Below are 24,094 nucleotides of genomic sequence, written 5' to 3'. Positions count from 1 at the left end.
ATGGCATCGCTCTCCGAACCATTCATCAGGCGGCCGGTTGGCACCACACTGCTGGCCATCGGCCTGTTTCTGGTGGGGGCGGTCGCCTACAAGTTCCTGCCGGTCGCGAGCATTCCGTCGGTCGACTTCCCGTCGATCCGCGTCTCTGCATCGCGCCCCGGTGCCGATCCCACCATCATGGCCTCGACCGTCGCGGCTCCATTGGAGCGGCGGCTCGGTGAAATCGCCGGCATCGACCAGATCACGTCCACCAGTTCGCTCGGCTCGACCAACATCTCGCTGCAATTCGCCATCGGCCGCAACATCGACCGCGCCGCGCGCGACGTGCAGGCCGCGATCAATGCCTCGCTCGCGGACCTTCCGACCGACCTGCCGACGCTACCGCGGTTCAGAAAAGCCAATCCCGCCGCATCGCCGGTACTGATTATCGCGCTGACCTCGAAGACCATGCTGTCGAGCGCGATCTACGACGTGGCGGACACCGTGATCGCCCAGCGCATTTCGCAGGTGCCCGGCGTCGGCGAGGCGACGGTCAGCGGCGCGGATCAGCCGGCAGTCCGCATCCAGCTCAATCCCGGCGCGTTGTCCACGGCGGGCATCGCCAGCGACGATGTTCGTCAGGCCATCGTCAGTGCCAACGCCATCGGGCCGGTCGGCGCGTTCAACGGCCCGGTTCTCGGCGAGACCATCGCGACCAATCCGCAGATGCGCACTGCCGCGCAGTTCCGCGACATCGTCATTAAAAGCGCGAGCGGCAACTTCGTGCGGCTCGCCGACGTGGCCGACGTCTCTGACGCGACCCGCAACAGCCGTTCGTTCGCATGGTTCAACAAGCAGCCGGCGGTTTTGATCACAGTGACGAAGCAGCAGGACGCCAACGTCATCGAGACGGTGGACCGCGTGAAGGAGCTGCTGCCGGAATTGAAGCAGTGGATTCCGGGCGGGATCGACATATCGATCCTGTCGGACCGCACCGGAACGATCCGGGCCAATGTCGAGGACATGGAGTGGACGCTCGGGGCCACGGCGCTGCTGGTGATGCTCGTGGTGTTCGTGTTCGTCCGCCGCACGACGCCGACCATCGCGGCCGGGATTTCGGTGCCGCTGGCCTTGGCGGGCACCTGCGCGCTGATGTGGGTCGCGGGCTTCTCGATCAACAATCTGTCGCTGATGGCGCTGGTGGTGTCGGTCGGATTCGTAGTCGACGACGCCATCGTCATGATCGAGAACATGTACCGCAATCTCGAGGAGGGCATGAAGCCCTATCAGGCGGCGCTGCTCGGCGCGAAGCAGATCGGCTTCACGGTGCTGTCGATCAGCGTGTCGCTGGTGGCGGCGTTCACGCCGCTGATTTTCATGGAAGGCATCATCGGGCGGCTGTTCCGCGAGTTCTCGCTTACGCTGACGTTCGCCATTCTGGTGTCGATGGTGGTGTCGCTGACGGTCACGCCGATGATCTGCGCGCATTACATCAAGAGCACGATCTCGCCGGACGCCACGCGGTTCGATCGCGTGGTCGAAGGCAGCCTGTCGGCCATCGTGCGGTTCTATGAGCGGACCCTGCGCGTGGTGCTGCGGTTTCCGTTTCTGACGCTGCTGGTGTTCTTCGCGACCATCGCGCTCACGGTCACGCTCTATATCAAGATGCCGAAGGGATATTTCCCGCAGGACGACAGCGGTCTCGTGATCGGATCGACGCGCGCATCGCCGGATGTGTCGTTTCAGGCCATGCTCGGCCTGCAACAGCAGATCGCGGACATCGTTGTCGCGGACCCCGCCGTCGACGGCGTGGGATCGAGCATCGGCGGCACCAGCGGTTTCGGCGGCAACAATACCGGACGCATGTTCATCAGCCTCAAATCGCCGGACGAGCGGGGCGGACTGAGCACGCAGGACGTCATCGATCGCCTCAGGCGGAAACTGGGCTCGGTGCCGGGCATCCGGCTGTTCATGTTCGCGGCGCAGGATCTGCGCGCCGGCGGCCGCCAAAGCGACTCCGACTATCAATACACGCTGATCAGTTCCGATCTCGATCTGTTGGCCAAGTGGGCGCCGATTGTCGCCAAGAAAATGGAAGATGTGCAGGGCATCACCGACGTCTCCAGCGACCGGCAGGCCGGCGGACTTGCGCTGAACCTGTCGATCGACCGTCAGAAGGCGGCAAGCCTCGGCGTTCAGGCTCAGGACATCGATAATGCGCTGAACAACGCATTCTCGCAGCGGCAGATCTCCACCATCTACACGCAGCGAAACCAGTATCAGATCATTCTGGAGGTCGATCAGCGGTTGCAGGGCGATCCGTCATCGCTGGACAAGATCTTTGTCGCCGGTGCGGGCGATGCGCAGGTGCCGCTGTCCGCCGTGGTGAAGATGGAGCGCGGGCTGTCGCCGCTGTCGGTCTATCATCAGGCCTCGTTCCCCTCGAACACGATCTCGTTCAACGTGCTGCCCAACGTGCCGCTGCAAACCGCGACCGACAACATCACGCGCGCGGTCGAGGAATTGCACATGCCCGAAGGCATCCGCGGCGAATTCGCGGGCAATGCCGCCGATAGCCAGAAAACCGCGAACCGTCAGCCGCTGCTCATTCTCGGCGCGCTGATCGCCGTCTATATCGTGCTCGGCGTGCTGTACGAGAGCCTCGCGCATCCGCTGACCATCATCTCGACATTGCCGCCGGCCGGGCTTGGCGCGCTGCTGGCCTTGCAGATCACCAACACGCCGCTGACGGTGATCGCCTTCATCGGTATCATTCTTCTGATCGGCATCGTGAAGAAGAACGGCATCATGATCGTCGACTTCGCTCTTGAAGGCGAACGGCAGCGCGGGCTGTCGTCCGAGGAATCGATCTTCGAGGCCAGTCTGGCGCGCTTCCGTCCGATCCTGATGACCACGATGGCGGCGCTGCTCGCCGCTGTGCCGCTGGTGATTGCGACAGGGCCGGGGACCGAACTGCGCCGGCCGCTCGGCATCACCATCATCGGCGGGCTGATCGTCTCGCAAATCCTGACGCTCTACACGACGCCGGTGATCTACCTGCTGATCGACCGGCTGCGGGGCCGGGAGAGACCTAGGCCGCTGCCCGCGACGGCGCCCGCCGAATAATCGCGGCGGTGCACATGCTGGGGGAACTTTGGAGTTCCCTTGGCGTTGTCGGGCATGAATAAGCCGCCAATACAGGATGTTGCCGCCGAAAACGGACAATCAGTCGAGCCTCCGCCGCCCGAAATCCTTGAACCCGATCCCGAACTGTCGCCCGAAGAAGCCGAGGAGATCAGACGCGATTATCTGCTGACGCGGTTCTGGATCAGCGCGCGCGGATTTTGGGGCAAGAACGGCGGTAGACTGAGTTGGGCTCTCTCGGGCGGGCTGCTGGCGCTTATCGTCATTCAGATCGCTTTCCAGTACGGCATCAACGTCTGGAACAGGGCGATCTTCGACGCCATCGAGAAGAAGGACGCCGGTCAGGTTTTTCATCTGACCGCGCTGTTCTTCCCGCTGGCCGTCGGCAGCATCGTGGTTGGCGTCACGCAGGTCTTCGCGCGCATGACGATCCAGCGCCGCTGGCGCGCGTGGCTGACGAATTCCGTCGTCTCCCGCTGGCTCACGAACGGTCGCTATTACCAGCTCAATCTGGTCGGCGGCGATCACGAGAATCCGGAATACCGCATCGCCGAGGATCTGCGCGTCGCCACCGACGCGCCGGTCGATTTTGCCGCCGGCGTAACGCAGGCGTTTCTCTCGGCAACCACGTTCATCATCGTGCTGTGGACGATCGGCGGCGCGCTGACACTGTCGGTCGCGGGCAGCACGATCATCATTCCCGGCTTTCTCGTCGTCGCGGCGATTATCTATGCAGTGATCGCGAGCGGTTCGATGATGGTCATCGGCCGGAATTTCGTCGCTGTCTCCGAAGGCAAGAACCAGGCGGAGGCCGAGTATCGCTACGCCCTGACGCGCGTGCGCGAGAATGGCGAGAGTATCGCGTTGCTGGGCGGCGAGGAAGAGGAACGCTCAGGGATCGACAAATCGCTGACCAACGTCCTGAAGCAATGGGCGAGGCTCTGCGGCCAGCACATGCGCACCACGGTCGTGTCGCAGGGATCGAGCCTGATCGCGCCGGTGATCCCGATCCTGCTCTGCGCGCCGAAATTCCTCGAGGGCAGCATGTCGCTCGGGCAGGTCATGCAAGCCGCGTCCGCGTTCACCATCGTTCAGCATGCCTTCGGCTGGCTGGTGGACAACTATCCGCGCCTTGCCGAGTGGAACGCGGGTGCGCGCCGGATCGCTTCCCTGATGATGTCGCTCGACGGGCTTGAGCGCGCCGAGCTTGGCGAGGGTCACAACCGGATCAAGCGCGGCGAGACCACCGGCACGGCAGCGCTGCGCCTCAACGACCTGTCGGTGACGCTCGATGACGGCACTGCCGTCGTCGGCCAGTCGGAAATTTTAATCGAACCGGGCGAGCGGGTTCTGGTGGCGGGTGAATCCGGCACCGGCAAAAGCACGCTGGTGCGCGCCATCGCCGGGCTCTGGCCGTGGGGCGACGGCAGTGTCGACTTTCACCCCGACCGCCGCATGTTCATGCTGCCGCAGAAACCCTATGTGCCGTCGGGATCGCTGCGGCGCGCGGTGGCGTATCCAGGAGCGGCGGAGGACTGGACCATCGAGCAAATGGGCGAGGCGCTCGACAAGGTCGGTCTCGCGCATCTCAAGGAGAAGATCGAGGACGAGGCGCCGTGGGACCAGACGTTGTCCGGCGGCGAGAAACAGCGTCTGGCCTTCGCGCGTCTGCTTCTGCATCGGCCCGACATCATCGTGCTCGATGAAGCGACCTCCGCGCTGGACGCGCGCGGGCAGGACAGGATGATGGAATTGCTCAACGAGGAACTGCAGGACGCGACCATCATCAGTGTCGCGCATCGCGCCGAACTGGAGGCGTTTCACTCGCGGAAGATCACGCTCGAACGCCGCAAGGGCGGAGCCAAGCTCGTGAGCGACATCGATCTGATCCCGCGCGGGGGACGCCGGCGTCTGCTGGGCCGCTGGCTGCGTGGGCGCGCCGCGCCTCCGCCGAAGCAGGCGGCCTGATGGGCCGCGAGCGACTTGCCGGTTGCTGCCGTCCGGCGCGGGGCGTATAGCCGGACATATGTCCAAAACACTCGCCAAAAAACCCGCCAAAGCCGCGTCGCCAGCAGAGGCCGTCATCGAGATCGAAGGCTGCGAGCGCTGCGGCAAGCCGCTGCCGCTGTGCATTTGCGACAGCGTGGAGCCGATCGCCAACAAAATCGAACTGCTGATCCTGCAACATCCGCAGGAGCAGGACAGGGCGCTTGGCACCGGGCGGCTGGCCGCGATGCATTTCACGAAAGCCACCCACAAGATCGGGCTGTCGTGGCCGAGCCTGTCCAAGGCGCTCGGCCGCACCGTCGACCCGCAGGACTGGGCGATCCTCTATCTTGGCTCGGTGAAACTCGCGGACCTCGACACCGAGCGCGATCTGGTCGTCGTCAATCGCAAGGGTGAACTTGAGGACAACCAGCGCGCGATCCTGAAAGACATCGAAGGCATCGTGCTGCTCGACGGCACATGGAGCCAGGCCAAGGCCTTGTGGTGGCGCAATGCGTGGATGCTGAAATGCCGCCGCATCATTCTCGGACCGAAGCAGCCCTCGCTGTACGGCAAGCTGCGCAAGGAACCGCGCAGCGACGGTCTGTCGACCATCGAGGCGGCGGGCATGGTGCTCGGCAGGCTCGAGGGACGTGGCAACATTGAGGCGACGCTCAACGCCACTTTTCAGCGAATGCTGGCGCAATACCGCGCGGTGCAGGCGACCATGCCGGAACTGGCGCCCAAGCCGCGGCCGAAGCGCGACTACCGGCGTCCGGAAAACCGTCGCGGCAAGGCGAAAGCGGCGTTCTAGACGCGCGTTAGATGCTGGTAAGTGATTGAATTTGTTTGGCTCCCCGGGCTGGATTCGAACCAGCGACCATTCGATTAACAGTCGAATGCTCTACCACTGAGCTACCGAGGAATACTGCTGAAGCAGCAATGGGGCGGCATATAACAAAGGCCCCGAGTCTTGCAAAGCGGAAATCGCTGAAAAACGAAGGCCGTGACTAATAGATTGTTTTCTCGGACTTAAGAGAAAACTGGAGGCCACGACCGGAATTGAACCGGTGTACACGGTTTTGCAGACCGTTGCGTAACCACTCCGCCACGTGGCCCCTTGCGGCGCAACTCTTATAGACAATCAACCAGTTGGGCAACACGTCGCCACGGAGTTGCCTTGCGGCCGGGCAAGGTCGTTCATAGGTCATCTTGAACGGGCCCCAAGCGGTGCGCGGGCAGGAACAAGGCGGTTTGACGTGAGCGCTGAAGCGAAGGCCGAACTCGACCGCCATTTCGAGTGGATCGCGCAAAAACTTCCCGACAAGGGTGGCCGTTTCGTGCGCTGGCTTCGCGAGCCGTCGTCGCGCCTCGTGCGCATTCCTCTTGCCTTGCTTCTGATTCTCGGCGGCATTTTCAGCATTCTGCCGATCCTCGGCCTCTGGATGCTGCCGCTCGGACTGCTGCTGATCGCGCAGGATGTTCCGTTTCTCCAGTTGCCGCTCGCCAATATGCTGGGATGGATCGAGCGCAAGTGGATGGGCCGCAAAGACGCGTCCAACACCGATTCCAAAGACTGACGGTCGTTCCGCAAGGACATCGAATGGGCACGCCGCTCGATATCATCGTTCCTGTCCTGATGGGCGCGGCATTGCTCTGGTGGATCGGGCGCGGCATGGGCGGACGGGCGATGCTGATCGCCACCGCCGTGACGCTTGCTGTGATCGTCGCGGTGCTGCTGGTTCAGAACGCGGGCTGGGGCTGATACTAGTTCTTGCCGGTGTTGCTCGCCGCGATCACCTTCAGCAAATCCGCCGCCGGGTATCCGCTGCGATGCATGGTGCACAGCACGTCGATCATCTGATCGCTTGGCTGATCGGACGACGACAACGCCGCGCGCACCTCGGGCGGCAGATCGTCGAATTCCAGCATCTGCCGCCGGACGTTTGAAAGTCCGCTCGCGGACAGTCCGCCGCTGTCAGACGCCAAAACTTGATCGCTTTGTTTGCGCCGGTCGCCGGTCATTTGCAAAACGCTTCATTTAAACGTGTTGGCCGCCACGTCATAGGTCCAGGTGAGGTGACCGTTGGTGAAGACGATGGAGCGAAATCCGAGATCGCGCGCCTTGTTGAAGATCTTGCCGGACTCCGCGAGATTGAGAACCGTCGGCCGGTCCATCTTGAAATACTTGTAGCTCAAAACCGTTTCGCGTTCGCCCGAGGTGGCGATGTCCATCGCAAGTCCCCGGCGCAGCATCTGCTTGCGCGTCGTGACCGCGAATTGCTTGCGGCCATCGACATTGCCCGCAAGCGCATCGAGCTTCGCGCTGATGTTTTTCGTCGCGCCGAGCTTGCGGATGTAGTCGCGCTCGTTCTTCTGCATTGCCGCCAGCAGCTTTTTCGCGCGCGGGGCCTCCGGCGCGGTGTCGTCGATGGCCTTGAGATCGGCTTTCGCGGCATAATAGTCGGCGAGTGCCGGAAGCTTCTGCCCGCGCCTGGCGGAATAGTCGGTCAGCGCCTTCATGACGGCGGCGGCGCGGTCGATGACTTTCTTGCGTTTCGGCGCGGGCTGATCCGTGGACGCCGCCGTTGCGGGACCGGCGCTCTGGGCGGGCGCGGCTGCAATGCCTGCGCACATCAGCAACGCGGCCAGCGGCAGAGCACGCAGGATCGCGCACAACCGGAAACGGGCAGGGCGCCCTGTCATATTGCCAGTCATATGCCCCATATTCGATGGCCCCGGGATGTCGTCACCGTCACGGTTTCATATCACAGCCAGACTTGCATCGCGCGCTGCCTTGCAGCAAATATGGACCGCGCCGGCCGATCGCGGCCGGATCGATGTTCGTTTCTTCCAGACCATGTCTAGAGGTTGCTCCATGTCAGATTTTAAAACCTCTCGGCAGAATATGGTCGACTGTCAGGTGCGTCCGAGCGACGTGACCGACTTGCGGATCATCGATGCGATGCTCGCGGTCCCGAAAGAGACGTTCGTGCCGGAGGGCAAGCGCCCCATTGCCTATCTGGACCTCGACATCGACGTCGCGGCGGACGGCCGGGCCAAACGCCATCTGATCAAGCCCGCAGTACTCGCGAAAATGCTTCAGGCCGCCGCAATCACCGAGAACGACCGCGTGCTGGTGGTCGGCTGCGCCACCGGCTATTCGGCGGCCGTCATTGCCCATCTCGCCAGGGAAGTCGTCGCCACCGAGCCGGATTCGGCGCTGGCGGCCACGGCGAAAGCCAATTTGGCGGGCCTTGGACTGACCAATGCGACCGTCACCGCCGCGGAGCCTGCCGCGGGCGACTCCGCCCATGGGCCCTATGACGTCATTGTTCTCGACGGCGCCACCGAGATCGAGCCGCAGCGGCTGTACGAGCAGCTCAAGATGGGCGGACGGCTGGTCGGGGTGTTCGCCGCCAACCAGCCCCCAAGGGCGACCCTGGTCGCACGGTCACCGGCCGACTTCGGCAGCCGGGTGCTGTTTGACGCGTCCGCGCCGGTTTTACCGGGTTTGGAACGCCTCCCGGCGTTCACTTTCTAGGACCGTTTTCCTGTCCATTGGGCAGGTGTGGCCGCAATGTCCCATATGGACTGTTTCGTTTGCGGCGCGGCGCGGGGGGTTTCACCCGGGACTTGCGATGCATAGACTGACTGGGGAAGGGCTCTGCCCGACTCACGTTACCCGGTTTACGCGCCTCACATGGCGAGCAAAAACCGGTTTGGGGACAAATGAATGCAAGCTAGGTATCGGATGAAGCTCAGCGTGGGCGTTGCTCTCGCGGCTCTCTTGATGGGTTCCGTCATGACAACTCCCGTCATGGCCGACACAATCGAGGCCGCGCTCGTTCGCGCGTATCAAAACAATCCACAATTGAACGCACAGCGAGCGTCCGTCCGTGCCACTGACGAGAACGTGCCTCAGGCGCTGTCCGGTTATCGTCCGAAGGTCGCCGTCACCGCGAGCGCCGGAACCCAGTACACCGATACCCAGACCAACACGCAGACCAGCGGACGTTTGAGCGAGGTCGGCATCAACGGCGTGAACGCGCCGCGCTCGGTCGGTGCGACCATCACACAGACGCTGTTCAATGGCGGCCAGACCGCCAACCGCACGCGCGCTGCTGAAAGTCAGGTCTCCGCCGCGCGGGAAGGCTTGCGCGTTCTCGAGCAGACCGTGCTGTTCGCCGCCGCGACGATCTACATGGATTATCTGCGCGACTCGGCCATCGTTGAAGTTCAGAAGAGCAACACGCGGGTGCTGGAGCAGACGCTCAAGCAGACCCGGGATCGTTTCAATGTCGGCGAAGTCACGCGCACCGACGTCGCGCAATCCGAAGCTCAGCTTGCGGCGGGCCGGACGCAGCTTCTGACGGCTGAATCAAACCTTACCACCACGCGCGCGAATTTCCGCCGCATCATCGGCAACGATCCGGGCACACTCGCGGCGGGATCGCCGGTCGATCGCTTCCTGCCGACCACGCTGGCGGCGGCCGTTGATCGCGGATTGCTGGAAAATCCGAACGTCACCGCCGCCATGTACGGCATCGACGTGAGCTTCCTTCAGGTGAAGGTCAACGAAGGCGCGCTGTTCCCGACCGTGACCCTTCAGGGCAGCGTGCAGCAATCCTATGAAAGCTCGCTGGTGTCGTACCGCGCGTTCGGCGCATCCGCCGTCGCCCAGTTGACGGTTCCGGTCTATCAGGGCGGCGCGGAATACGCGCTGATCCGGCAGTCGAAAGAATCGCTCGCGCAGCAGCGCCTCAACCTCGAACAGGTCCGCGACCAGACCCGCGCCACTGTCGCGCAGGCGTGGGGCCAGCTCGTTGCCGGCAAGGCGCAGGTGTCGTCGGCGCAGGCGCAGGTGACCGCGTCCGAAATCGCGCTGAACGGCGTTCGCGAAGAAGCACGGGTGGGACAGCGCACCACGCTCGACGTCCTTAACGCGCAACAGGCGCTGGTGAATGCGCGCGTCGCGCTGGTGACAGCACAGCACGATCGCGTGGTTGCATCTTACAGCGTGCTGAATTCAATCGGCCGCCTGTCGCCAAGCGTGCTGAACCTGCCGACCAACGTCTACGATCCGAGCGTCCACTATCATCAGGTTCGCGATAGCTGGGCCGGCGTCCGGACTCCCGACGGCCGCTGAGAGCGGTCCGGTCGTAACATTCGCCTCCCGCTTCGGCGGTAGGGTTTTCCGGATGTTCGACTCCAGAGACCGACGGTTCGCCGGTCTCTCACACGCAAGTCCATCAGCGCTGTGATCAACCGGCCCGGTTCATCGGCCGTTGCTTGCAATCAATTGTTGCCATGACATACCGTTCTTAAGGATCGCAAAGCGATTCGTGGCGGTGGTGTGCGGCTTTTGCCATGTCTCAGGACGGCATGTCCCTCAGGATGAACTGGTAGCCGATGATGTGGAGTCGGAAATGACGCAACCGGCGAAGACGCAAGAGCCCTCGATGGAGGAGATTCTGGCGTCGATCAGGCGCATCATTTCCGATGACGAGGCCAAGCCTGCCGCTGGAAGCGCGGCAGCGGCTGCGCCCGCGGCGGCTCCTGCCGCACCTCCGGCAGCGCCGCCGAAAATGGACACGCCAAAAACCGAAGTTCCCAAAGCCGAGATGGCGCGCCCGGCGGCTGCTGCTCTGCGGCCGGCGATGACAGGTATTCCGCCGTCCAAGGTCGTGCCGGCCCGGCCTCCCGCTGCGGCGGCTCCTGCGCCGGCAAAGAACAGCCAGGCCGAAATCGATGCGATGATGGCGAGTTTCGATGCGCCTGCACCAGCGCCCGCCGCTCCGGCGAAGATCGAGGAACCGGAGGACGACGCCGACGTGTTCGAATTGACCGAGCAGATGGCGATGCCGGCAGCGCCTCCGCCGGACTTCAACAAGATAGACCCCGAAGACGACGATCTGGAATTCACCGAAGCCCCCATGGTCCAGACCTCGACCCACCGCTCTCCGATCATGGATCCGCCGGCCTTTGCCGCGGCGCAGCCGCGTGAAATGCCTGCGCCGCAGATCCTGTCGGGTTCGACGGTGTCGGCTGTGGAATCGGCATTCAACTCGCTGGCCGCGACCGTCCTGAGCAACAACGCCCGGACCCTTGAGGACCTCGTCAAGGAAATGCTGCGGCCGATGCTGAAATCCTGGCTGGACGACAATCTGCCCAATCTGGTGGAGCGGATCGTCAAGGCCGAGATCGAGCGGGTCTCCCGCGGCCGCTGATCCGGCCGATCTGCCCTCCATTTTGAAGTGTTGACTTGGCGCGTGCTGGGAGCTTTCTAGCGCGTGCCTTTTCCTTTTGATTGCAGCGTGATGATCGAGAAAAACTACCAGCCCGCCGAGATCGAGAACCGTATTGCCCGTGCGTGGGAAGACGCCGGCGCGTTCAAGGCCGGACGGCCCGAGCGGCAGGACGCCGAGCCTTTCACGATCGTCATTCCGCCGCCGAACGTCACCGGCTCGCTGCACATGGGCCACGCGCTGAACAACACGCTGCAGGACATCCTGTGCCGGTTCGAGCGGATGCGCGGCCGCGACGTGCTGTGGCAGCCCGGCACCGATCATGCCGGTATCGCGACACAGATGGTGGTCGAGCGGCAGTTGATGGAACGGCAGGAGCCGGGCCGCCGCGACATGGGCCGCGCCAAGTTTCTCGAGCGCGTGTGGCAATGGAAGGCCGAGTCGGGCGGGGTCATCGTCAATCAGTTGAAGCGCCTCGGCGCATCCTGCGACTGGTCGCGCGAACGCTTCACCATGGACGAGGGGCTATCGCGCGCCGTCGCGAAAGTGTTCGTCGAACTCCACGCGCAGGGCCTGATCTACAAGGACAAGCGCCTTGTGAACTGGGACCCGAAGCTGCTCACCGCGATCTCGGATCTCGAAGTGCAGCAGATCGAGGTCAAGGGCCACCTCTGGCACCTGCGCTATCCGCTGGAAGGCAAACAATTCAATCCCGAGGACGCATCCACGTTCATCGTGGTCGCCACCACGCGGCCCGAGACCATGCTCGGCGATACCGCCGTCGCGGTGAACCCGGAGGACGACCGCTACAAGAGCGTCGTCGGCAAGAAGGTCGTGCTGCCGCTGGTCGGCCGCCTGATTCCAATCGTCGCCGATGACTATTCCGATCCCGAGAAGGGCTCGGGCGCGGTGAAGATCACGCCCGCGCACGACTTCAACGACTTCGAGGTCGGCCGCCGTCACAGCCTGCCGTCGATCAGCGTGCTCGATCAGGAAGCGCGGATGTCGCTCTCGGGTAACGAGGACTATCTGCGCGGGCTTCCGGAAGCCGCATTGATCTTTGCCGAAGAACTGGACGGCAAGGACCGCTTCGCCGCGCGCAAACTCATCGTCGCCAAGCTGGAAGAGGCCGGCTTCCTCGAGAAGATCGAACCCAACACCCACATGGTGCCGCACGGCGACCGTTCGAACGTCGTCATCGAGCCGTACCTGACCGACCAGTGGTATGTCGACGCCAAGACTCTTGCCGCGCCTGCGATTGCAGCGGTGCGCAGCGGCGAGACCACGTTCGTGCCGAAGAACTGGGAAAAGACCTACTTCGAGTGGATGGAGAATATCCAGCCGTGGTGCATCTCGCGCCAGCTCTGGTGGGGCCATCAGATTCCGGCCTGGTACGGACCGGACGGCAAGGTGTTCGTCGCCGAGACCGAAGACGAAGCGGTCGGCAAGGCGCTCGGCTATTACGTCGAGCAGGGCGTCATCACGGCGGAGCAGGGCGACGCCATGGCGCGCGATCCCGCCAGACGCGACGGCTTCATCACCCGCGACGAGGACGTGCTCGACACCTGGTTCTCGTCGGCGCTCTGGCCGTTCTCCACGCTTGGCTGGCCGGACAGCGACGTCGATGTGAAGCGCTACTATCCGACCAACGTGCTGGTGACGGGCTTCGACATCATCTTCTTCTGGGTCGCCCGGATGATGATGATGGGCATTCATTTTATGAAAGACGTGCCGTTCCCGACGATCTACATCCACGCCCTCGTCCGCGACGAGAAGGGCGCGAAGATGTCGAAGTCGAAAGGCAACGTCATCGACCCGCTGCATCTGATCGACGACTACGGCGCGGATGCGCTGCGTTTCACGCTGGCCGCGATGGCGGCGCAGGGCCGCGACATCAAGCTCTCGACCCAGCGCGTCGAAGGCTATCGCAACTTCGCGACCAAGCTGTGGAACGCCTCGCGCTTTGCCGAAATGAACGGCTGCGCGCTGGTCGCAGGTTTCGATCCGGCCAAAAGCAAGGAAACGCTCAACCGCTGGATCGCGCACGAGACCGCGCGTGCGTCGGTCGAGGTCACCGAAGCCATTCAGGCCTACCGCTTCAACGACGCGGCGGGCATCATGTATCGCTTCGTCTGGAACGTGTATTGCGACTGGTATCTCGAACTCGCAAAGCCCGTCTTGATGGGCGCGGATTCACCGGCCAAGGCCGAAACGCAGGCCAGCATCGCCTGGGCGCGCGACGAAATCCTCAAGCTGCTGCATCCGTTCATGCCGTTCCTCACGGAAGAACTCTGGGCCGTGACCGAGACGCGCGACGGCTTGCTGGCGCTGGCGCAGTGGCCGCTGAAGGCACAGGCTGCGCCGATCATCGAACCGGCAATGTCCGGCGATCCGCTGGCCATGCCGGTGATCATTTCACCGGAGGTCGAACAGTTCAGCGATCCGGCCGCGGAGTCGGAAATCGGCTGGCTGACCGAACTCGTCTCGTCGATCCGGTCGGTGCGCGCGGAAATGAACATTCCGCCCGCGACGCTGTTTCCGCTCGTGCTGGTGGGCGCGTCCGCCGACATCAAGTCGCGCGCGGAGCGCTGGAGCGACGTGATGAAGCGCCTTGCGCGGCTCGGTGACATTTCGTTTGCCGATCGCGCGCCGGACGGCTCGGTTCAACTGCTGGTGCGCGGCGAGGTGGCCGCGATCCCGCTGAAGGGCGTGATCGATCTCGGCGCGGAAAAAATCCGCCTCGACAAGGCGCTCGCGCAGGCCGATGCGGACATCAAGCGTGTCGACGCCAAGCTTGGCAACGAGAAGTTCGTCGCCAATGCGCCGGAAGAAGTCATCGACGAACAGCGTGAGAAGCGCGACGAGGCGGAAGCCCGCAAAGCGAAAATTCTCGAAGCGCTGGAGCGGCTCAAAGGCGCTGCATGATGTTGCAGCGGTCATCCTCGTTCGGTTCGCTCGTTCTCCTTTGGCTCGCCGGAAACGGGCTGCGGCTGACGATTCTCGCCGTTCCGCCGGTCCTTGCGCTCATCATTCTGGATCTCAAGCTGTCCGGCACCGAGGTCGGCATCCTGAATGCGATCCCGGTTTTCCTGTTCGCGCTGGCCGCGGTGCCCGGCTCGCTCCTGATTGCGCGCGTGGGCGCCGTGCCGGCGCTGATCATCGGACTCTTGATAGCGGCGGCGGGGTCGGCGTTGCGCGGCGTCGCATACGACACCTCCGTGCTTTATGTCGCAACGGTCATCATGGCCGCGGGCATCGCGGTCATGCAGCCTGCGTTGCCGCCGACAGTGCGGCAGTGGGTGCCGGACAGGATCGGCTTCGCCACGGCGGTCTATACCAACGGCCTGCTGTGCGGCGAAATCTTCCCCGTCCTGTTCGCGGCCGTTATCCTGCCGCTTCTCGCGGGAAGCTGGCGCGCCAGCCTCGTGCTCTGGTCGATCCCGCTTGTTGCGATCGCGCTCGTGATCTTCCTGTTTCAGCCCGGCGGCAAGAGTGCGCCGGTCACGCGTCATCGTGTCTGGATGCCGGACTGGCGCGACCCGTCGCTCTGGAAGATCGCCCTCATGATGGGCGGCGGCAATCAACTCTATTTCTGCTCAAACGCTTTCTTTCCGGGATACCTGCTGCACATCGGCCAAACGGAGCTGATCGGCCCGGCGCTGACGGCTCTCAATGTCGGCCAGTTGCCTGCTTCATTCATTTTGCTCGCGATGGCCAGCCGCTGGGAGCGAAAGAAATGGCCGCTGATTGGCGCCGGCGCTATCGGGCTTATTGGTCTCGCCGGAATTCTCATCGCACCGGGACCATGGACCGTGATTGCAGCAGCAGCTCTTATCGGCTTTGCCTGCGCGGTGGTGCTGACCCTTGTGCTGGCGCTGCCCGCGCTGATGGTGTCGCCGAATGACGTGCCGCGCATGTCGGCAGGTGTCTTCACCATCGGTTACGGCGTTGCGGTCGTCGCCTCGATCGCAGGCGGGATCGCATGGGACATCACCCAGAACCCGGCATTTGCATTCCTGCCTGTTGCGATCGCGGCGCTGTTTATGATTCTGTTTGCGCTGCTGACCGATTTTTCCAGACGTCCCGCGTGAGAACAGCAGCCGGGTTTGAATTCTTTGGTTCAGACCCGTCTTATCGTCGATTGCGAACTGCGGTAGCGTCACCATGGCTGGCTGAAGCGCCGGAGCGAATGAAAATCGCGGCGTGACTTCCTGGAGCGTCAGATGCTCGATCATGTTTCGATCACCGTCTCCGACATTGCCGCGGCCGAGCGTTTCTATGATGCGATCATGAAGGCGCTCGGCGTCGTCAAGGTCGGTCGCCGCGATGACTGGCTCGGCTACGGCGAGCGTTCGCGCTCCGCCTATCCTGACCGCGTCTACATCTCGATCCGCAAGGGACCAAAGCCGGAGGAGGCCGCCGGCCGTCACTGGTGCTTCAAGGCGAAGTGGCAGACTCAGGTCGACGCCTTCTGGGATGCCGGCATCGCGGCCGGAGGAAGCGACGAGGGCGCGCCTGGCCTTCGCAATTACCACACATCTTATTATGCAGCGTTCCTGCGCGATCCCGACGGCAACCGGATCGAAGCGGTGTGCCACGTGGCGGTCTGATCGTTCATGAGCGTGAATGACAGGTGCTTGTGTTTTGATGGATGCCGCTTGTTGCAGCTAACACACCTTCCTGGTTATGCATGCTACGCATAACGGGCACTCGATCCGTCGGTACGGCGTCAGCGCGATGCAAATATCCAGAATTTTCTGCGTGCCGCTGAGATGTCGCCACTTCGCCTTTTGCGGCAAAGTTCGTCACCGTTTCGCCTTATGCCGGAAACGGCTTGCTCATGAATTTTGAACCCTTCAAGCCGTAGCGCCACGGCAGCTCGACCGCCTTGGTGATGCCGATGCGGAGGCCACTGACGACCTCCTGTTTGCGCGTGCGCGCGTAGACCGCGATCGGCGGCGCATCGAGCGCGAGGCCATTGTGCCTGTCGCTCACGGCCATCGCCTCGCAGAGCTTGCCCGGTCCCGAGCACAACGAGCGCTTTTCGCGCAACCCGCGCCGCCGCCGCATCGCCGGGATGCCGTGGGTAGGCTCGATTGCGCGGATCAGGACAGCGCTCGCGGAGCCTTCCTTTTCGCAAACGAAATTCATGCACCAGTGGATGCCGTAGGATCGGTACACGTAGAGAAAGCCGGGCTGGCCGAACATCACCATGTTCCGCGGCGTCGGACCATTGAAGGAATGCGCCGCTGGCTCGGTGTGGTGATAGGCCTCGACCTCGACAATGATGCCGCCGACGCCGTCCACCAGCAGGGTCGCGCCGATCAGGTCGGGCGCAACGTCATGGACACTGCGGGCAAAGAATTTGCGCGTCAGCAGACGTCCCAAGGCGGGGCGGGGTGGGAGTTCAACCATCATGCAGGCAGGGCATTTATGGGCAGGGGATGGGCGCGAAGGGCCATACGGGATCGCCTGGAAACGTGATATTCATTCCAAGGTAGCACGATGCAGACGGCTTGCACCAAGCGGTTCGCAGGCTTAGGTAAGTTGAAGGAAATCGCAGGCTTTTCATGGTTGTTCTGATCGACACGGTGTCTTCCAATCAGGTGCGTCCTCGTCATCCGGAGAAGGTCAACCGGCCCGATTCAAAGTCGCCGGCGAAGCCCGACTGGATTCGCGTGCGCGCGCCGAACTCGCGCGGCTATGCCAACACCCGCAACATCGTCAAGGAAAACGGCCTCGTCACGGTGTGCGAGGAAGCCGGCTGTCCGAACATCGGCGAGTGCTGGGACAAGAAGCACGCCACCTTCATGATCATGGGCGACACCTGCACCCGCGCCTGTGCTTTCTGCAACGTGAAAACCGGAATGCCGAACGCGCTCGATGCGTCCGAGCCGGAGCATGTCGCGCTTGCGGTTCAGAAGCTCGGGCTCGCGCATGTCGTCATCACCTCAGTGGATCGCGACGATCTGGCCGACGGCGGCGCGGATCATTTCGCGAAAACCATCCGCGCCATTCGCGCGAGCTGCCCGACCACGACCATCGAGATTCTCACGCCCGATTTCCTGCGCAAGGAAGGCGCGCTGGAGCAGGTCGTTGCGGCAAAGCCCGACGTGTTCAATCATAATCTTGAGACCGTGCCTTCGCGCTATCTCACCGTGCGCCCCGGCGCGCGCTACTTCCATTCGATCCGGCTGTTGCAGCGGGTCAAGGAAATGGATCCGGCCATTTTCACCAAGTCCGGGATCATGGTCGGCCTCGGCGAAGAGCGGCACGAAGTGTTGCAGGTGATGGACGACCTGCGCTCGGCGGATGTCGATTTCCTCACCATCGGGCAGTACCTGCAGCCGAGCCTCAAGCATCATGCGGTGATGCGTTACGTGACGCCGGACGAGTTCGGTGGCTACGAGAAAGTCGCCTATACCAAGGGCTTCCTGATGGTGTCGGCGAGCCCGCTGACGCGCTCCTCACATCATGCCGGCGAGGATTTCGCGAAGCTGCAGGCAGCTCGCGAAGCAGCCAATCGCTAACTCCCGATGCCGCAATTCTCCAACAAACGCCGTGTCCGCCACAGCGCGGAAAAGATGTTCGATCTCGTCGCTGACGTCGAGCGCTATCCCGAATTCGTGCCGATGTGCCAGTCGCTGAAAGTCCGGCAGCGGACGGCTAAGCCGGACGGCAGCGAGGTGATTGTCGCTGATATGACCGTCTCGTTTCAGGTGGTGCGCGAGTCCTTCACCAGCCGCGTCACGCTGGACAAGCCGAACCTGAAAATCCTTGTCGAGTATCTGCAAGGCCCGTTCAGCAAACTCGAGAACCGATGGACCTTCGAGGCGAAGTCGGACGACGCCTGCGATGTCGGCTTCTTCATCGCCTACGAATTCAAGAGTCGGATGCTCGCGGTGCTGATGGGCGGGTTGTTCGACGCCGCTTTCCAACGCTTCGCCGCGGCGTTCGAGAAACGCGCGGATGCGGTCTATGGGCCGCGGCGCGTGGGCGCTTCTTGAGCGGCGGCTGCGGTCCGCGCGCCATCTCCGTCAGCATTTTCAGCGCTTCCACGACAGACTGTTCGCGCACGTTGTTGCGGCCGACAGCGCCGAACCGGCATTCCTTGTGCGAGATGCGGCCGTCGCGTGCGGCGACTGCCAGATGCACCAGTCCCACGGGCTTTCCAGGTGTCGCGCCGCCGGGGCCGGCGATACCGGTAATCGAAACCGCGAGATCGGTGTCCGCGTGTTCGAGTGCGCCGAACGCCATCGCGGTCGCGGTTTCCTTGCTCACCGCACCGAACGTCTCCAGCGTCGAGGTCTCGACCCCGAGCATGGCGTGCTTTGCTTCATTGGAGTAGGTGACGAAGCCGCGATCGACGACGTCTGACGATCCTGGAATTTCAGTCAGTGCCGCCGCGACCAGTCCGCCGGTGCAGGATTCTGCGGTCGCAATCGTCAGCTTGCGCATCCGGCACAGATCCAGCAACGAGCGGGAGAGGGCGCGGATGGCGCTGGCGCTCATGCGACTGGCCCGTCGTTCGTATCCCACGGAAGACGAATCGTCGCGCTGGCGGTTGCGGCAATGCCTTCCTGCCGCCCGGTGAACCCGAGCCGTTCGCTTGTCGTCGCCTTCACGGCAATTCTTGATTGGGGAAGTCCGGTGATCTCGGCGATTTTCGCGCGCATCACGTCGCGCAGCGGGCCGATCTTCGGCGCTTCACAGATCATCGTCACTTCGAGATGCGCAATCCGCCCGCCACGCTTGCCGACGAGTTCGACAGCATGTTTCAGGAACTGGTCGGACGCAGCGCCCTTCCATTTCGGATCGCTCGGCGGGAAATGCGAGCCGATATCGCCATCCGCCAGTGCGCCGAGGATGGCGTCGACAATCGCATGCAGCCCGACGTCACCGTCGGAGTGGGCAAGAAATCCGCGATTGAACGGCACACGCACGCCGCACAGCATCAGGTGATCGCCATCGGTGAGGGCGTGGACGTCGTAGCCGGTGCCGGTGCGGATATCGCCGAGCATTGCGCCGAGCCGCGCTTCCTCGCGCGCGAAATCTTCCGGGGTGGTCAGTTTCATGTTCGCAGCATCGCCTTCAAATGTCGCAACGGTCAATCCCGCCCATTCGGCAATCGCTGCGTCGTCGGTGAAATCGTCGCGGCCTTCACGCGCCGCGCGGCGATGCGCTTCGAGAATGACATCGAAACGAAAGGCCTGTGGCGTCTGCGCGATCCGCAAGTGAGCGCGATCCGGCGTCGCCGTGACGCCACCGTCGGCATCGACGACTTTGATGGTGTCCGTCACCGGCACGACGGGAATCGCAGCGCCGGTAACGAGCGCGGCATCAATCGCGCGCGCGATCACCTTGTCGGTGACGAACGCGCGGGCCGCGTCGTGAATGAGAACGATGTCAGGCGCCTGGCTTGCAAGCGCTTCGAGCCCTGCACGCACGGAGGCCTGACGTGTCGCGCCACCGTTTACGGGCGTCTGATATTTGAGATGGCAGACCGCCTGATCGAAAATATCGGCGTCGTCCGGATTGCGGACGGGCTGCACCGCGAACACGTCAGGATGTGTGCAGAACGGCTCCATCGCCCTCGAAAGGACGGTTTTACCGCCGATGGTCCGGTATTGTTTGGGACCGCCCGTCCCGGCGCGCAGTCCGCGGCCGGCGGCGACGATGATGGCGGCAGTCCGTTTCGAAGTGGGCATGGATAATTAACGACCAAAGCGGGATGAGCCGGATATCGGCGGCGTTAGGCGCTGCCCTTACCATATTTGGGCGAGAAACAGCACGATTCCGCATCTATGTGAATAATCTGGAAGAATTGTTGCGTCGCACTTGCATGCCGCTTGCAATTGGCTAAACTGTAGGCATGATCGCAAAATGCTTAGAAATTAAGCTATGCGCTTCCCGCAATGAAGCGGGGATCGCCAAAAAACGAGAAACGCAGTGATCGGCATGGCTTCGGCACGTCAGAATCCACTGACCATTGGCGATATTCAGGTCGCTAACCGCGTCCTTCTTGCACCGATGTCCGGCGTGACCGATGCCCCGTTTCGCCGCATTGCTGCTGAACTCGGAGCAGGCCTCGTCGTTTCAGAAATGACTGCAAGCGACGATCTCGCGCGCGGCCGGCCAATGTCAGTCCTGCGCTGCGAGGCGACTGGCATCGGACCGCATGTGGTTCAGCTTGCCGGCTGTCAAACCCACTGGATGACCGAGGGCGCGCGAATCGCGGAAGCCGCCGGCGCCGACATCATCGACATCAACATGGGTTGTCCGGCCCGCCACGTCACGGGCGGCCAGTCCGGCTCGGCGCTGATGCGCGACCTCGATCACGCGCTGCGGCTTATCGACGCCACCGTGTCGGCCGTCAGCGTCCCGGTGACGCTGAAGATGCGGCTCGGCTGGGATGATAGCTCCCTCAATGCGCCTGAACTCGCGCGGCGCGCCGAGGCGGCGGGCGTCAAACTCATCACCGTGCATGGCCGCACCCGCTGCCAGTTCTACAAGGGCAGTGCCGATTGGGCCGCTGTGCGGCCTGTGAAAGAAGCTGTGACGGTGCCCGTGGTCGTCAACGGCGACATTACTTCATTTGAACAGGCCGCGAGCGCGCTCGAAGCCTCCGGCGCGGATGCGGTCATGATCGGGCGCGGCGCGCAGGGCCAGCCATGGTTGCCGGGACAGATCGCAAGGCGTCTCGACGGCGGTGCGTTAGAGCATGCGCCGCAGCTTGACGATCAGCTTGGCTATGTCTGCAAACTCTATGATGAGGTTGTGGATCACTACGGGGCACGCATCGGCTTACGTCATGCGCGCAAACATCTCAGCTGGGCGCTCGACGTTGCCGCGAAGGGAAGCGCCGCATCAGCTGACGTCCTCAAGCGTTGGCGTCAGACGATTTTGACCGCGACCGATCCGGCCCACGTGCGCCGTTCGCTGCATGACGCCTTTGGCGAATTTGCCTGGAGCGCCGCCGCATGAGCAACGTCGCCGAGAAACACCTCGCACAATTCACGAGCAGCGAAGCGATCCTGAACGCGTTGCCGAATCCGGTGATGCTGATTGCGCCGGATGGCAAGATTCTCGACGCGAATATCGCGGCGGAGTCATTCTTCGAGACCTCGATTCCGCATCTGCAGCGGCAGATGCTGCGCGAGTTGGTGCCGTTCGGTAGCCCGCTGCTGGCGCTGATCGATCAGGTCCGCCGCACCGGTTCGGCGGTGAACGAATACAAGGTCGATCTCGGCACACCGCGCATTGGCGGTGACCGTCAAGTCGATCTTCATGTCGCTCCGCTCAGCGAACGCCCGGGCCACATCGTGGTGATGCTCCAGGAGCGCACCATTGCCGACAAGATGGACCGGCAGCTCACCCATCGCAGTGCCGCGCGTTCTGTCATTGCTCTAGCAGCGATGCTGGCGCACGAAATCAAGAATCCGCTGTCGGGGATCCGTGGCGCTGCGCAACTGCTCGAACAGGCCGCGTCACCGGAAGACCGCACGCTGACGCGATTGATCTGCGACGAAGCGGACCGGATTGTTACCCTTGTGGACCGCATGGAGGTGTTCGGGGACGAGCGTCCTGTGGCGCGTGGGCCGGTGAACATTCACTCGGTATTCGATCATGTGAAGCGGCTCGCGCAGTCCGGTTTCGCGCGCAACATCAAATTCGTTGAAGAATACGATCCGTCGTTGCCGCCCGTGCTGGCCAATCAGGATCAGCTGATTCAGGTGTTTCTCAACCTCGTGAAGAACGCAGCGGAAGCCGTCGCGGATCTCGGAACCGATGGCGAAATTCAGCTCACCACAGCATTCCGGCCGGGAGTGCGCCTGTCCGTGCCCGGCAAGAAGTCGCGCGTGTCGCTGCCGCTGGAGTTCTGCGTCAAGGACAACGGCCCCGGCGTGCCCGACGATCTCCTTGCCAATCTTTTCGATCCGTTCGTGACCACCAAGCCGACCGGAAGCGGTCTCGGTCTGGCGCTTGTCGCCAAGATCGTCGGCGATCACGGCGGCATCATCGAATGTGAATCGCTGCCACGCAAAACTGTTTTTCGCGTGCTGCTGCCGATGTTCAACGCAACCAAAAACAATAGCAATAGCGACGAGCGCCCGGGAATGCCGTCGCCTGCCTCACCAACCGCAGATGAGGACTAAGAACAATGCCCGCAGGTAGCATACTTGTCGCAGACGACGACACCGCCATCCGCACCGTGCTCAATCAGGCGCTGTCCCGTGCAGGATATGAGGTGCGGCTAACCGGTAACGCAGCCACGCTCTGGCGCTGGGTCAGTCAGGGCGAGGGCGATCTCGTCATCACCGACGTCGTGATGCCGGATGAAAACGCCTTCGATCTGCTGCCGCGGATCAAGAAGATGCGTCCCAATCTGCCGGTCATCGTGATGAGCGCGCAGAACACCTTCATGACGGCGATCCGGGCGTCCGAGCGCGGGGCTTATGAGTATCTGCCGAAACCGTTCGATCTCAAGGAACTGATCGCCATCGTCGGGCGCGCGCTGTCGGAGCCGAAGGAACGGCCGGTCGCTACAAAGGATGAGGGCGAATTCGATTCGATTCCGCTGGTCGGCCGGTCGCCGGCCATGCAGGAAATCTACCGCGTGCTTGCGCGTCTGATGCAGACCGACCTCACGGTGATGATTTCTGGCGAATCCGGCACCGGCAAAGAGCTGGTGGCGCGAGCGCTGCATGATTACGGCAAGCGCCGCAACGGTCCGTTCGTTGCCGTCAACATGGCCGCGATCCCGCGCGACCTCATCGAGTCCGAACTATTCGGACACGAGCGTGGCGCATTCACCGGCGCGAATGCCCGCGCGACCGGACGTTTCGAGCAGGCCGAAGGCGGTACCCTGTTCCTCGATGAAATCGGCGACATGCCGATGGAAGCGCAGACCCGCTTGCTGCGCGTGTTGCAGCAAGGCGAATACACCACGGTCGGCGGACGCACGCCGATCAAGACCGATGTTCGGATCGTCGCGGCCAGCAACAAGGATCTGCGCATCCTGATCCAACAGGGGCTGTTCCGCGAAGACCTGTTCTTCCGCCTCAACGTTGTGCCGCTGCGGCTGCCGCCGCTGCGCGAACGCATTGAGGATCTGCCCGACCTGATCCGGCATTTCTTTGCTCTTGCGGAGAAGGACGGCCTGCCGCCGAAGAAGCTCGACGCGCAGGCGGTCGAGCGGCTCAAGCAGCATCGCTGGCCCGGTAACGTGCGCGAGCTTGAAAACCTCGCGCGGCGTCTGGCGGCGCTCTATCCGCAGGACGTCATTACGGGATCTGTTATTGAGGGCGAACTGGCGCCGCCGGCCGTGGTCTCGGGCGGCAGTATGCCGCAAAGCGTCGACAATCTCGGAGGCGCGGTGGAGATGTATCTGTCATCGCATTTTGCGGGCTTTCCGAATGGGCTGCCGCCACCCGGACTTTACCACCGCATCCTGAAGGAAATCGAAGTCCCGCTGCTTACGGCGGCCCTGGCAGCCAATCGCGGCAACCAGATCAGGGCTGCGGACCTGCTTGGGCTGAACCGCAACACGCTTCGCAAGAAGATTCGGGATCTCGACATTCAGGTCTATCGCAGCGGCGGTTAGGCAAGGGCAGTGGCATTCCGGTGACTAAGCGCCTTTGCGGGCGCTCAGTCGTTCTTAGAACCGCTTGAAGCCGTGGTTCGATCGAACAGCGCGCCTAGGAAATGTCGCAATTCAGCAACATTGTGGTATGAAT

General features: G+C 62.9%; 20 protein-coding genes, 2 tRNA genes and 1 pseudogene. 16 read left to right on the top strand and 7 right to left on the bottom strand.

The window, feature by feature from the left end; translation table 11 throughout:
* Genes AC1RKJ_RS02030 through AC1RKJ_RS02020 form a run of 3 tightly spaced genes read left to right on the top strand, consistent with a single transcriptional unit; the run spans window position 1 to window position 5,923 of the window.
* Window positions 1-3,105 carry an efflux RND transporter permease subunit gene (locus tag AC1RKJ_RS02030; protein ID WP_492789237.1) on the top strand — a complete coding sequence of 1,035 codons (3,105 nt, stop codon included), beginning with the start codon at window positions 1-3 and terminating at the stop codon, window positions 3,103-3,105.
* A 54-nt stretch (window positions 3,106-3,159) separates the two neighbouring features.
* On the top strand, window positions 3,160-5,091 hold the full coding sequence (locus AC1RKJ_RS02025) for an ABC transporter ATP-binding protein/permease (protein ID WP_492789236.1): 1,932 nt from the start codon (window positions 3,160-3,162) through the stop codon (window positions 5,089-5,091).
* Between the two features lie 58 nt (window positions 5,092-5,149).
* The gene (locus AC1RKJ_RS02020) at window positions 5,150-5,923 is read left to right on the top strand and encodes a tRNA-uridine aminocarboxypropyltransferase (protein ID WP_492789235.1); all 774 of its coding nucleotides are present in this window, start codon (window positions 5,150-5,152) and stop codon (window positions 5,921-5,923) included.
* 36 nt (window positions 5,924-5,959) lie between these two features.
* Here AC1RKJ_RS02020 and AC1RKJ_RS02015 read toward each other — a convergent pair.
* Together AC1RKJ_RS02015 and AC1RKJ_RS02010 are read right to left on the bottom strand one after the other, a co-directional pair.
* A tRNA-Asn gene (locus AC1RKJ_RS02015) sits at window positions 5,960-6,034 on the bottom strand.
* A gap of 119 nt (window positions 6,035-6,153) precedes the next feature.
* Window positions 6,154-6,227: transfer RNA gene (locus tag AC1RKJ_RS02010), tRNA-Cys, on the bottom strand.
* Between the two features lie 141 nt (window positions 6,228-6,368).
* On the opposite strand from AC1RKJ_RS02010, the gene AC1RKJ_RS02005 reads away from it, so the two are divergent.
* On the top strand, window positions 6,369-6,689 hold the full coding sequence (locus AC1RKJ_RS02005; RefSeq protein ID WP_492789234.1) for a hypothetical protein: 321 nt from the start codon (window positions 6,369-6,371) through the stop codon (window positions 6,687-6,689).
* Between the two features lie 23 nt (window positions 6,690-6,712).
* Entirely contained in the window at window positions 6,713-6,874 is a 162-nt protein-coding gene (locus tag AC1RKJ_RS02000; RefSeq protein WP_492789233.1) for a hypothetical protein, read from the top strand.
* Between the two features lie 2 nt (window positions 6,875-6,876).
* On the opposite strand, the gene AC1RKJ_RS01995 is transcribed toward AC1RKJ_RS02000, so the two are convergent.
* Both AC1RKJ_RS01995 and AC1RKJ_RS01990 read right to left on the bottom strand, forming a co-directional pair.
* On the bottom strand, window positions 6,877-7,098 hold the full coding sequence (locus AC1RKJ_RS01995) for a hypothetical protein (RefSeq protein WP_492789232.1): 222 nt from the start codon (window positions 7,096-7,098) through the stop codon (window positions 6,877-6,879).
* Between the two features lie 48 nt (window positions 7,099-7,146).
* On the bottom strand, window positions 7,147-7,815 hold the full coding sequence (locus AC1RKJ_RS01990) for a hypothetical protein (RefSeq protein WP_492789231.1): 669 nt from the start codon (window positions 7,813-7,815) through the stop codon (window positions 7,147-7,149).
* Between the two features lie 172 nt (window positions 7,816-7,987).
* Here AC1RKJ_RS01990 and AC1RKJ_RS01985 point away from each other — a divergent pair, with 172 nt between their 5' ends.
* From AC1RKJ_RS01985 to AC1RKJ_RS01960, 6 genes are all read left to right on the top strand, one after another.
* On the top strand, window positions 7,988-8,653 hold the full coding sequence (locus AC1RKJ_RS01985; RefSeq protein WP_492789230.1) for a protein-L-isoaspartate O-methyltransferase family protein: 666 nt from the start codon (window positions 7,988-7,990) through the stop codon (window positions 8,651-8,653).
* A gap of 249 nt (window positions 8,654-8,902) precedes the next feature.
* Window positions 8,903-10,258: a TolC family outer membrane protein gene (locus AC1RKJ_RS01980; RefSeq protein WP_492792620.1), complete on the top strand. Its 1,356-nt coding sequence runs from the start codon at window positions 8,903-8,905 to the stop codon at window positions 10,256-10,258.
* 280 nt (window positions 10,259-10,538) lie between these two features.
* Entirely contained in the window at window positions 10,539-11,339 is an 801-nt protein-coding gene (locus tag AC1RKJ_RS01975) for a PopZ family protein (protein ID WP_492789229.1), read from the top strand.
* Window positions 11,340-11,429: 90 nt separating this feature from the next.
* On the top strand, window positions 11,430-14,282 hold the full coding sequence (locus tag AC1RKJ_RS01970; protein ID WP_492792619.1) for a valine--tRNA ligase: 2,853 nt from the start codon (window positions 11,430-11,432) through the stop codon (window positions 14,280-14,282).
* Entirely contained in the window at window positions 14,279-15,448 is a 1,170-nt protein-coding gene (locus tag AC1RKJ_RS01965) for an MFS transporter (protein WP_492789228.1), read from the top strand. The genes AC1RKJ_RS01970 and AC1RKJ_RS01965 overlap by 4 nt, the downstream gene beginning before the upstream one ends.
* A 132-nt stretch (window positions 15,449-15,580) precedes the next feature.
* Window positions 15,581-15,967, top strand: a complete 387-nt coding sequence (locus tag AC1RKJ_RS01960) for a VOC family protein (RefSeq protein WP_492789227.1) — start codon at window positions 15,581-15,583, stop codon at window positions 15,965-15,967.
* A 208-nt stretch (window positions 15,968-16,175) separates the two neighbouring features.
* Here the strand turns inward: AC1RKJ_RS01960 and AC1RKJ_RS01955 are convergent, their stop codons facing one another.
* Window positions 16,176-16,775, bottom strand: a complete 600-nt coding sequence (locus tag AC1RKJ_RS01955) for a DNA-3-methyladenine glycosylase (protein WP_492789226.1) — start codon at window positions 16,773-16,775, stop codon at window positions 16,176-16,178.
* Window positions 16,776-16,927: 152 nt separating this feature from the next.
* On the opposite strand from AC1RKJ_RS01955, the gene lipA reads away from it, so the two are divergent.
* Together lipA and AC1RKJ_RS01945 are read left to right on the top strand one after the other, a co-directional pair.
* A complete protein-coding gene (gene lipA / locus AC1RKJ_RS01950; protein ID WP_492789225.1) occupies window positions 16,928-17,887 on the top strand; it encodes a lipoyl synthase in 960 nt (319 codons plus the stop codon).
* Between the two features lie 6 nt (window positions 17,888-17,893).
* Window positions 17,894-18,364 (top strand): type II toxin-antitoxin system RatA family toxin, encoded by a 471-nt coding sequence (locus AC1RKJ_RS01945; RefSeq protein ID WP_492789224.1) that lies wholly within the window; start codon window positions 17,894-17,896, stop codon window positions 18,362-18,364.
* A 34-nt stretch (window positions 18,365-18,398) separates the two neighbouring features.
* On the opposite strand, the pseudogene AC1RKJ_RS01940 reads toward AC1RKJ_RS01945, so the two are convergent.
* Window positions 18,399-18,869 (bottom strand): annotated as a pseudogene (locus AC1RKJ_RS01940) (CinA family protein); the annotation flags it as partial.
* Entirely contained in the window at window positions 18,866-20,065 is a 1,200-nt protein-coding gene (locus AC1RKJ_RS01935) for a bifunctional 2-C-methyl-D-erythritol 4-phosphate cytidylyltransferase/2-C-methyl-D-erythritol 2,4-cyclodiphosphate synthase (protein ID WP_492789223.1), read from the bottom strand. The pseudogene AC1RKJ_RS01940 and the gene AC1RKJ_RS01935, both read right to left, overlap by 4 nt.
* Before the next feature lie 250 nt (window positions 20,066-20,315).
* Here AC1RKJ_RS01935 and dusB point away from each other — a divergent pair, with 250 nt between their 5' ends.
* From dusB to ntrC, 3 genes are read left to right on the top strand one after another with little or no spacing between them, the layout of a single operon-like run.
* Complete coding sequence (gene dusB, locus AC1RKJ_RS01930; RefSeq protein WP_492789222.1) at window positions 20,316-21,341, top strand: tRNA dihydrouridine synthase DusB; 1,026 nt, start codon at window positions 20,316-20,318, stop codon at window positions 21,339-21,341.
* Complete coding sequence (locus AC1RKJ_RS01925; RefSeq protein ID WP_492789221.1) at window positions 21,338-22,513, top strand: two-component system sensor histidine kinase NtrB; 1,176 nt, start codon at window positions 21,338-21,340, stop codon at window positions 22,511-22,513. The genes dusB and AC1RKJ_RS01925 overlap by 4 nt, the downstream gene beginning before the upstream one ends.
* Window positions 22,514-22,518: 5 nt before the next feature.
* Window positions 22,519-23,961: a nitrogen regulation protein NR(I) gene (ntrC, locus tag AC1RKJ_RS01920; RefSeq protein ID WP_492789220.1), complete on the top strand. Its 1,443-nt coding sequence runs from the start codon at window positions 22,519-22,521 to the stop codon at window positions 23,959-23,961.
* Window positions 23,962-24,094 lie beyond the last annotated feature (133 nt).

The organism is Afipia sp. GW822-FHT04G07, assembly GCF_058800765.1.
Note: the sequence above shows the minus strand (reverse complement) of the source record. Positions and strands in the feature narration are given on the sequence as shown.

Coding starts and splice junctions, on each gene's coding strand:
- AC1RKJ_RS01945 (WP_492789224.1), top strand. CDS start 17,894: ATGCCGCAATTCTCCAACAAACGCCGTGTCCGCCACAGCGCGGAAAAG.
- AC1RKJ_RS01980 (WP_492792620.1), top strand. CDS start 8,903: ATGGGTTCCGTCATGACAACTCCCGTCATGGCCGACACAATCGAGGCC.
- AC1RKJ_RS02020 (WP_492789235.1), top strand. CDS start 5,150: ATGTCCAAAACACTCGCCAAAAAACCCGCCAAAGCCGCGTCGCCAGCA.
- AC1RKJ_RS01960 (WP_492789227.1), top strand. CDS start 15,581: ATGCTCGATCATGTTTCGATCACCGTCTCCGACATTGCCGCGGCCGAG.
- AC1RKJ_RS01925 (WP_492789221.1), top strand. CDS start 21,338: ATGAGCAACGTCGCCGAGAAACACCTCGCACAATTCACGAGCAGCGAA.
- AC1RKJ_RS01955 (WP_492789226.1), bottom strand. CDS start 16,775: ATGATGGTTGAACTCCCACCCCGCCCCGCCTTGGGACGTCTGCTGACG.
- AC1RKJ_RS01970 (WP_492792619.1), top strand. CDS start 11,430: ATGATCGAGAAAAACTACCAGCCCGCCGAGATCGAGAACCGTATTGCC.
- AC1RKJ_RS02025 (WP_492789236.1), top strand. CDS start 3,160: ATGAATAAGCCGCCAATACAGGATGTTGCCGCCGAAAACGGACAATCA.
- AC1RKJ_RS01985 (WP_492789230.1), top strand. CDS start 7,988: ATGTCAGATTTTAAAACCTCTCGGCAGAATATGGTCGACTGTCAGGTG.
- AC1RKJ_RS01935 (WP_492789223.1), bottom strand. CDS start 20,065: ATGCCCACTTCGAAACGGACTGCCGCCATCATCGTCGCCGCCGGCCGC.
- AC1RKJ_RS01975 (WP_492789229.1), top strand. CDS start 10,539: ATGACGCAACCGGCGAAGACGCAAGAGCCCTCGATGGAGGAGATTCTG.
- AC1RKJ_RS02030 (WP_492789237.1), top strand. CDS start 1: ATGGCATCGCTCTCCGAACCATTCATCAGGCGGCCGGTTGGCACCACA.
- AC1RKJ_RS01965 (WP_492789228.1), top strand. CDS start 14,279: ATGATGTTGCAGCGGTCATCCTCGTTCGGTTCGCTCGTTCTCCTTTGG.
- ntrC (WP_492789220.1), top strand. CDS start 22,519: ATGCCCGCAGGTAGCATACTTGTCGCAGACGACGACACCGCCATCCGC.
- lipA (WP_492789225.1), top strand. CDS start 16,928: ATGGTTGTTCTGATCGACACGGTGTCTTCCAATCAGGTGCGTCCTCGT.
- dusB (WP_492789222.1), top strand. CDS start 20,316: ATGGCTTCGGCACGTCAGAATCCACTGACCATTGGCGATATTCAGGTC.
- AC1RKJ_RS01990 (WP_492789231.1), bottom strand. CDS start 7,815: ATGACAGGGCGCCCTGCCCGTTTCCGGTTGTGCGCGATCCTGCGTGCT.
- AC1RKJ_RS02000 (WP_492789233.1), top strand. CDS start 6,713: ATGGGCACGCCGCTCGATATCATCGTTCCTGTCCTGATGGGCGCGGCA.